The 8,122-nt window shown below is 35.0% G+C and carries 9 protein-coding genes; all 9 read right to left on the bottom strand.

The genetic code is table 11. The features are described 5' to 3' along the window. Positions 1 to 161 precede the first annotated feature (161 nt). The gene (gene ispE, locus ACWG42_RS06370) at positions 162 to 998 is read right to left on the bottom strand and encodes a 4-(cytidine 5'-diphospho)-2-C-methyl-D-erythritol kinase (protein WP_455790942.1); all 837 of its coding nucleotides are present in this window, start codon (positions 996 to 998) and stop codon (positions 162 to 164) included. Further along, positions 988 to 1,845, bottom strand: coding sequence for a 16S rRNA (adenine(1518)-N(6)/adenine(1519)-N(6))-dimethyltransferase RsmA (rsmA, locus tag ACWG42_RS06365; protein ID WP_455790940.1), 858 nt, complete (start codon positions 1,843 to 1,845; stop codon positions 988 to 990). The genes ispE and rsmA overlap by 11 nt, the downstream gene beginning before the upstream one ends. Positions 1,846 to 1,858: 13 nt before the next feature. After that, complete coding sequence (gene rnmV / locus ACWG42_RS06360) at positions 1,859 to 2,386, bottom strand: ribonuclease M5 (protein ID WP_455790939.1); 528 nt, start codon at positions 2,384 to 2,386, stop codon at positions 1,859 to 1,861. A gap of 86 nt (positions 2,387 to 2,472) precedes the next feature. Beyond that, the gene (locus tag ACWG42_RS06355) at positions 2,473 to 3,279 is read right to left on the bottom strand and encodes a 3D domain-containing protein (protein ID WP_455790938.1); all 807 of its coding nucleotides are present in this window, start codon (positions 3,277 to 3,279) and stop codon (positions 2,473 to 2,475) included. A gap of 419 nt (positions 3,280 to 3,698) precedes the next feature. Beyond that, complete coding sequence (locus ACWG42_RS06350; protein WP_455790936.1) at positions 3,699 to 4,487, bottom strand: histidinol-phosphatase; 789 nt, start codon at positions 4,485 to 4,487, stop codon at positions 3,699 to 3,701. 17 nt (positions 4,488 to 4,504) lie between these two features. Further along, positions 4,505 to 5,380, bottom strand: a complete 876-nt coding sequence (locus tag ACWG42_RS06345) for a YitT family protein (protein WP_455790935.1) — start codon at positions 5,378 to 5,380, stop codon at positions 4,505 to 4,507. Between the two features lie 107 nt (positions 5,381 to 5,487). Next, entirely contained in the window at positions 5,488 to 5,925 is a 438-nt protein-coding gene (locus ACWG42_RS06340; protein WP_455790933.1) for a multidrug transporter, read from the bottom strand. A 16-nt stretch (positions 5,926 to 5,941) separates the two neighbouring features. Beyond that, complete coding sequence (locus ACWG42_RS06335; protein ID WP_455790932.1) at positions 5,942 to 6,565, bottom strand: YczE/YyaS/YitT family protein; 624 nt, start codon at positions 6,563 to 6,565, stop codon at positions 5,942 to 5,944. 17 nt (positions 6,566 to 6,582) lie between these two features. Beyond that, positions 6,583 to 7,893 carry a family 4 glycosyl hydrolase gene (locus ACWG42_RS06330; RefSeq protein ID WP_455790931.1) on the bottom strand — a complete coding sequence of 437 codons (1,311 nt, stop codon included), beginning with the start codon at positions 7,891 to 7,893 and terminating at the stop codon, positions 6,583 to 6,585. Between the last annotated feature and the right edge of the window lie 229 nt (positions 7,894 to 8,122).

The raw sequence follows: 8,122 nt of genomic DNA, 5'->3' as shown, positions 1-8,122 counted from the left end.
GATTTTCTAGAGAATCAAAAGTAAAAACTTGTCGTGTCCTTCTTTGGCTCTTCTTAGAGCCTTTTCGTCATGTTTTTTTCGTTTTCTCTCATTTCCACTTAAATTATGCAAGTTCCTAATAGACAAAAAAAACCAAACATTAGAAACTTTTCTATGTTTGGTTACATAATATGTGTGTTACAAACAAAATAACCTTTGTCTTTCATCTTAGATGCACACTGTTCTACAAACGCGTGATCTTTACTGCATGCAAATACAGTACTTCCACTTCCAGACATAAGAACTAATGGAAACCCTAATTCTTGTAGTTCCTTTTTTATTTCCTTAATATGAGGAACTATCTGAAATGCGCTATATTCCAAAGAGTTGGATACACTTGAACATAAACGTTGAAAATCATCTTCTTGCATACACGTTTTAACGATATCACAATCTGGATGATCACATGCATCAAAGTCTAACATGGAAAATGCTTTTCCTGTTGGTACTCCTTCTTGGGGTTTCACAAGTAGGATTTCAAAATCACATCGATTGTTAAATGGAACGATTTTTTCTCCAATACCTTTTACAATTGAACAGCATTGCATTACACAAAAAGGAACGTCCGCTCCAATTTGTTTTCCTAATAACGACAATTCTTCTAAAGTGATGTTTATATTACACAGTTCTTTGATTGCTCGCAACACTGCTGCACCATCTGCACTGCCTCCAGCTAATCCTGCTTGTGCTGGAATATTCTTTTCCACATGAATATGAAAATGTTGATTTAAATGAAATGTTGAACGCATCAAGCGAACTGCCTTTACGACGGTGTTAGAGTCATCCATAGGAATGCTCGTTTCATTCGATGTATAAACATCTTCATCTGCGAATTCAACCGTTAGAATGTCATGCAAATCAATCGGTACCATAACCATTTCTAATTCATGGTATCCATCTTCTCTTTTCCCCACAACGTTCAAACACATATTTATTTTCGCATATGCATTAATCTTCATGGGTCATCACCTCATACAAATGAATAAACTCATCCATACCAAGACTCTCTGCTCTACGAGCCACTTCTATTTGTGCCTTTTCTAAGATAAGGCGTGCGCTTTCTTTATTTTCACAGTATTCACCAAAGTTATTTAAAATTGTTTTTCTTCTTTGTTTGAAACAAGCTTTCACCATTTCAAAGAAATGAGTTTCTTCTATAGTATTGTCTCTCTCTATAAAACGAAACTGTAGTACAGCACTATCTACATTAGGTTTTGGCATAAAGACATTCTTAGGTACTTTCATAACCGATTTTACATCACAACGATACTGCGTGATGATACTCAATGCATTATAATCCTTTGTATTTGGAACGGCATGAAAACGATCCGCTACTTCTTTTTGCATCATAACGGTGATTGCGGAAATATCCGCATGAGATTCAAATATCTTAAAGAGAATCGGTGTGGTTATATAATAGGGAAGATTGGCTGCGATGACTACATCGTACCCTTCTTTTTTGTACTTCTCTACCCACTTCACTAAATCAATTTCTAAAAAGTCTTGTAGTACAATTTCAAAGTTATCATATTCGGATAATGTTTCCTTTAATACAGCTGGGAGTCTTTCATCAATTTCAAAAGATACTACCTTCTTTGCGTATTCGCATAAATATTGAGTCAATGCCCCAATACCAGGTCCTATTTCAAACACTACACAATGATCACTTACCATGGCAGATCTTGCGATCTTTTCCACAACGCTAGATTCAATTAGGAAGTTTTGCCCATAATTCTTCTTTGCGAATAAATCATAAGTTTCCAATATCTCTTTGGTTCTACTTGGTGTCGCAATTGGTTTATTCATATTGCTCTTCCTTTCATTTTAATAAATCCTCTATATCTTCTTTTTTATATCTTCCCATATTCAAACGTTTCCATAATGTTTTTGCGTTTGGTTTACCCAAGGATAATTTCTGGGCAAGAATGTCTCTTTTCTGTCCACTATCTTTTTGTCCTTGTAAACCAAGGTCCGTAAAATCCTCATAAGACAATGTTTCTATAAATGTATCATCATACGTTAGTAGGTTTGACAACGCTTCTATAATATCTTCTTTATTAGCGTGTTCGATACCTACCTTCTTTGTTGTTTTCGCTTTGTTTTTATCGATAAAAGCATTCTTGCAGCCTGGTACATATTGATTGATAGTCATACGAATTTTTTCACCAGGGAAATCAGGATCTGTAAAAATAATGATTCCTCTTGTTTTTTGTAATTGCGCGATACGAGCTAATACTTCTTTTCCAAGATGTGTTCCACTTGTCTCTAGTGTATCGCATTGCAAATAGCTCTTCAACACATTGGTATCATTTTTACCTTCTACTACAATGACTTCTTTTATCTTCATATGAACGCAACCTTTCGTACAATATTTTATCATAAATACACTAAAAAAGACACTGACGTTATGGATTTCATCAGTGTCTAAGAGATTTATAGGGGACAAGAATTACCTGATTGTCCTCCCATACGAATAATCTGCGCAGTTGGATTTCCAGCAGATACTCGATATACTTGAGAATTGGATTCACTTCCTGTATACAAATCAAGATGATGTCCAGAGATTCCACCACCTCTATCCAATACCATTGCGTAGAAAGGTTCATTTGGATTTAAACCTGCACCACCTAGACCATGGTTCTCAATCTTTACGATGGAACACATTGGCACACTTCGATCTGCCGCAATGATATAATAATTCCCATACTTGATCCCTGGTTGCCATGTACCATCTGGTAACTGTACTCCAAGGTTTAAATCTAGTGCAACTCCCATAGCAGTACCTCCACGTCCATTTACAACTTGACACCCATAACAGTCAACTCCGTATGTTGTAATTCTTGGAGAAAAGGCACTTAGTGCTTCTTTTTCTAAACGTTCTAATTCTGCTTTACGAGCAGCTTCTGCATCTTCTGCTTTCTTCTTTTCACGCGCATCTCCAAGCAGCTGTTTACTGATGCGATTAAAATCCTCTTTTGTGACAATCAGCCCTTTGCTATCTCGAACACTTGTATACAATTGTGTGTCTTGATTGTTCTTAGCATAGGCCTTCAATGCAAATACTTCATTCCTGTTATCCACTAGCCTTGCAAGTGGCTGTGGTGTATAGTCTGTATCGTTTGATACAATAAAGTCGTTGTTCGCTATGTTTGTATCGAAAACTTTAGCTTCGGTACTCACACATCCATATAAAGCGAAAACACAGGTGAATAGGACGAATAAAATTCGTTTTGCCTTCATCGTTGTTCCTCCTTCGTATGAAACAGACAATAGTCTATCACATAACTTTGAGCTTGTCCAATAATATTATTTTTTAACATGTGTTTATTGGTATTTTACCCAATTTGCACTGTTTTATACATATGCGTCAAATAATTATTTTATGACAAACATTGATTGTAAGGCATTATTTCAATCTTATTCAAAAAATACAACTATTTTATTTCATAAAGTGACTTGTTAGTTATAAACAATATTTCACAAGTAAAGGGTGATTTTTATACAATTTTTCCCAGTTATTTTAGCTAAAAGCTCCGTATTCTTCATGGAACTCTCAGTTTTGAGTCACTTGTGAATGAAAGCAGTTACACCTTTACGTTCTTGTTCCTATGATTGCTAAGGTAAAACAAAAACATCCATTTACGGATGCTTTATGTATGCTATAGTTTGCTAGGAAAACTTAAATCATCAATGAAATCTAATGAAATTCCATATATGATTTCATCCTCTACAATCCTAAAACATTCTTTATCACTATATTTTTCTGGTTCATGTGCATCTAAACCATATAATACTTTTACTTTATATGTAGAAGCTATCTCCCAAAACTTACGATATGGATACAAATAACGATATTCATTTCCTCTTTGACACTTTCCATGTTTCAATCCATTTAGGTTCAATTCTAATGGAACTTGATACTCTTGTGCGGCTTTACATATTGTATGAGATGCCTCTTCACAGGCTTCATTCCATTCTTCTTTTCCAAACATGAATAAATCAGGATGTGCCACATAATCAGGCAATCCATCTACAATTGCTTTTTCAACCATCTTCGCATATAACAAAGTATCTTTATCCTCAAAGTTGCGATAAAAGTCTGGCGCAAACAATGCAGGCTCGTGTTCTCCTAAAATGATATAATCAAAACGTTCTTTATTAGCTTTGATTTCATCCATTTGTTCTTGGTAGTTTTCAAATTCAAGCCCAATGCGTATTTCTATTTGGTCTTTATATTTTTCTTGAAGATACTTTATAGAAGACACATAATCCTCAAGTTCATAATCATGCATTCTTTCGCCTTTGATATATCCATCCTTATATGGCATATGATCAGAGAACCCAATTCTTTTAAATCCATTTTTTATAGCTTCTACTACGTAAGCTTCATCTTCTCCTATTGCATGTCCACATCTTGATGTATGGCAATGATAATTAAACTTTTGCATAAAATCCCCTTCTTTCTTTATAGTTCTTCTTCGTATGTAAATCCTAATCCCTGTACTTCATTCGCATTCATCACAATCACAAAGGCTTCTGGATCGATATGTGATACAAGCTTTTGTAGTTGTGGTAATTGTTTATTCACAATTACTACCATCAATACTGGTTTTTGTTCTTGAGAATACCCTCCTACCGCTTGAATAAGTGTCGTACCTCTTTCTAGAGTTTCATGTATCTTGTCCATTATCTCGCGATGATGTTCAGATACAATCATTACATTTTTCGCATCATGTCCACCAATCATCATGGTTTTATTAATCAACACACTACTTACCCAAACGGATAGTATTCCTGTTAAAGCTGCTTGCAGTCCATAAGTGGCTGCCCCTAACAAAACAGTCAACGCATCTACAATTAGCACAAGTCTAGGAAGTGGAATATGGGTATATTTATTAATTACAAGTGGAGGAATATCCATTCCTCCCGTACTAGCTCCTGTACGGAATACACAACCAATTCCAATTCCCATCAACGCACCACCATAAATAGTCGCAAGATATTTATCCATAATAAATGTATCTGGTGCGATATAATTCGTAGCTATATATGAAAATGAAGACAATAATAAAGGATAAGCAATCGTGCTTAAAATTGTCTTCATCGCAAATTTCTTACCTAAAATAAAAACACCAATAATAAACAAACCAACAGTTCCTACATTGATCATCATTTCTGGAGACAATGGAACTATCTTTTGTAAGGCAATCGCAACTCCAGCTAATCCTCCCGTCAATACATTATTGGGTAGTATAAACCACGCTACACCAATTGCTAGCGCAATATTACCAGCAAGTATCCAAAGAAATTCATACATAAATTCTTTTCTATTTATATTCATATCTTCACCTATAACCTTATACTTAAGTATTATATCACGAGCATTCATGAACTTAAAAGGTCAATTTAAGTTTCCTTTCAAAAGAAAACTCTCAATTCATATGAGAGTTAATGTGTAAAAAATTCTTGGATTAAAGAACGAGGTTCTACTTCTGGAGTACAAATACTTTTCGCACGTAAATCTCCTGTTATCTCATCACCTTTTCCATCACCTTCTATGATTAGTAAATGGTTATCTTCCCACTTGGCAGATATATCATTTTTATACTCAAACATCTTCATGTTTTTTATCACCATACGTAAAGATGACTCCGTATGAATACCACTGACCAAATCCGTGTATATTTCTTGAATTTTATTTTTCAAAGGGTATGTTTCCATTGTATCGCTATCATATCTAATCACATACTCAATTTCACTTTTGGCAGTTATTGACCCTATCGTAAACAAAGTCATCGTCCATATACTCACTATGATAAAGAATTTCTTCATTTCATTCACCTCTACAAAAAGTATCGGCAAGATTCTTCTTTTTAAACCTTTCATTTATAAAAAGGATGTTTTATGAATTTTTTGATAGTTTCTTGATAAAGAATTGAATACCTGTACCCATACATATGATTGCTAATAAAGTCCCTAACGCCCCTGTTGCCCCTAGCAAAATACCAAGAATCGCAAAGGTGATATCACACAGAGTACGAACAATTCCAATACTTCTCTTAGTTTTATGACTCACACAGAAAACAAGAGCCTCATAAGCACCCTTCCCATAATCCGCTAGTGCATATATCGCAATCCCGAGAGCAAGTACCAACAAGCCTAATACACATAGAAGTATACTCATACTCAAAGAATCAATGGACACCATATGAGAAGTCATAAAATCCGTTGTTAATGCGATAACAATCGGGTTCAAGATGCTTCCTATATGAATCTGCTTTTTATCCATAAAGAAAACGAACACTAAAATAATCGCGCATACCATAATATTAGCTTGCCCTACAGTAATTGATAATGTATTTGAAATCCCTATCCAAAACAGTGTCATTGGATCACTTCCCACATTCGCCCATATCGTAAACGCGATACCGACACCCATAATCAGTGAACCTATGATAACTCTAAGTAACTTTCCTATTTGTATTTTTCCCATGTTTTTCTCCATAAGAAAGGACACTATTTTCATAGTATCCCCTCCTTTATTTATTTCAATTCTGGCCAATATGCTTTATTTGCCTTAATGTAATCATCTAAGATAGCTTTCGCTACATGTGTAGATGGAACAATTGGATTCAAAGTTAATGCCTCTAATGCTTTTTGATAGCTTCCTTCTAAACAAGCTTCTACCGTTAAGGTTTCATATGCCTTCATCACTTCCATTAAACCTTTCTGGAAGGTAGGAATCGTCCCTACATTATATGGACGATAACCAGATGCATTGATAGTCGCAATACATTCAACAATAGCTCCTTGTGTAAAATTTGAAATAACACCATCATTTGGCACGTTGATTATAAATTCTTCATTTGTATCATTCACAATGGCATTTACAATATTCACAATAAAATCCCCATGAATCGTATCTGTTAAGTCGTTTCCTTTTGCACTACCTTTTTTTACACCTTCTAAACATAATGCGAAAGTCTCTTTTTCACGGTGGTCAATACAGTATTCTCCACGTGTATAATTGATGTCTTCATCTTCAAACATTTCATCAGGGTAATAATAGTATTGTAAATAACTTACTGGTAAAGTTCCTGGGAAATGTTCCACAAATTGTTTTTGACGTTTCGCCGTTCTTGCCCAACTATCATCTGTTGCAGTTCCAGTAAACATTCCATTCACTTTTACATATTCGCTTAATTCTGGTAGTTTATCAACACCATTTACATCAAACATATTGGTGAACCACCCTAAGTGATTCAAACCAAAATAACGATATGAGAAATCTTTTGGTGTACCTTTCATAATCTTTGCCATATCACTTTGTTGCCAAGGTGGAACATCGCAAATACAAATGTTTTTCACTTCAGGTACTGCTCGCTGAATAGCTTCTGCCACGATCGCTGTTGGATTAGAATAATTAATAATCCATGCATTAGGTGCATATTTTACAACATCTTTTGCGATTTCAACCATTGCTGGAATTTCACGCATAGCGAATGCGAACCCTCCAGGTCCACAAGTCTCTTGTCCAATCACGCCATGTTTCATCGCGATCTTTTCATCCTGCACACGTTGTGGAAGCATTCCTGTACGAATTTGTGCTAGTAAAAAATCCATCCCTGCGAAGCCTTCCTCACGTTTTGTAGTCATGCATACTTCAATGCTAGGGTCTACTTCTTTTACCATGATTTCCATGAAATCACCAGTGATATGAAGACGTTCTTCATTATCATCAATGAATACGATCTTCTTTAGAGGAATACGTCCTCTTTGTTCCAATAGAGAATTTACAATACCAGGGGTATATGCACTACCAGAACCAATAATTGCTACGGTGTACTTCTTCATAATAATATCCTCACTTTCTTGTGTAGTTATTATGATACTTCCATATAAATCGCTATTTCATAAGGAAACGTATATCCGTTAGGAAGTACAGCCAATACTTACAAAAATAGTATAGCGAAAAGATGAATGAAGGACAAATAAAAAATTTCCTATAAGAATAGGAAAGATGAATATGAATCCTTATTTGAACAAATAGAGGATTCATATGCATTTCTATAATCTAAAAAGC

The sequence above is a fragment of the Amedibacillus sp. YH-ame10 genome (genome assembly GCF_053848885.1).
This window is presented reverse-complemented; position numbering and strand designations above follow the sequence as displayed.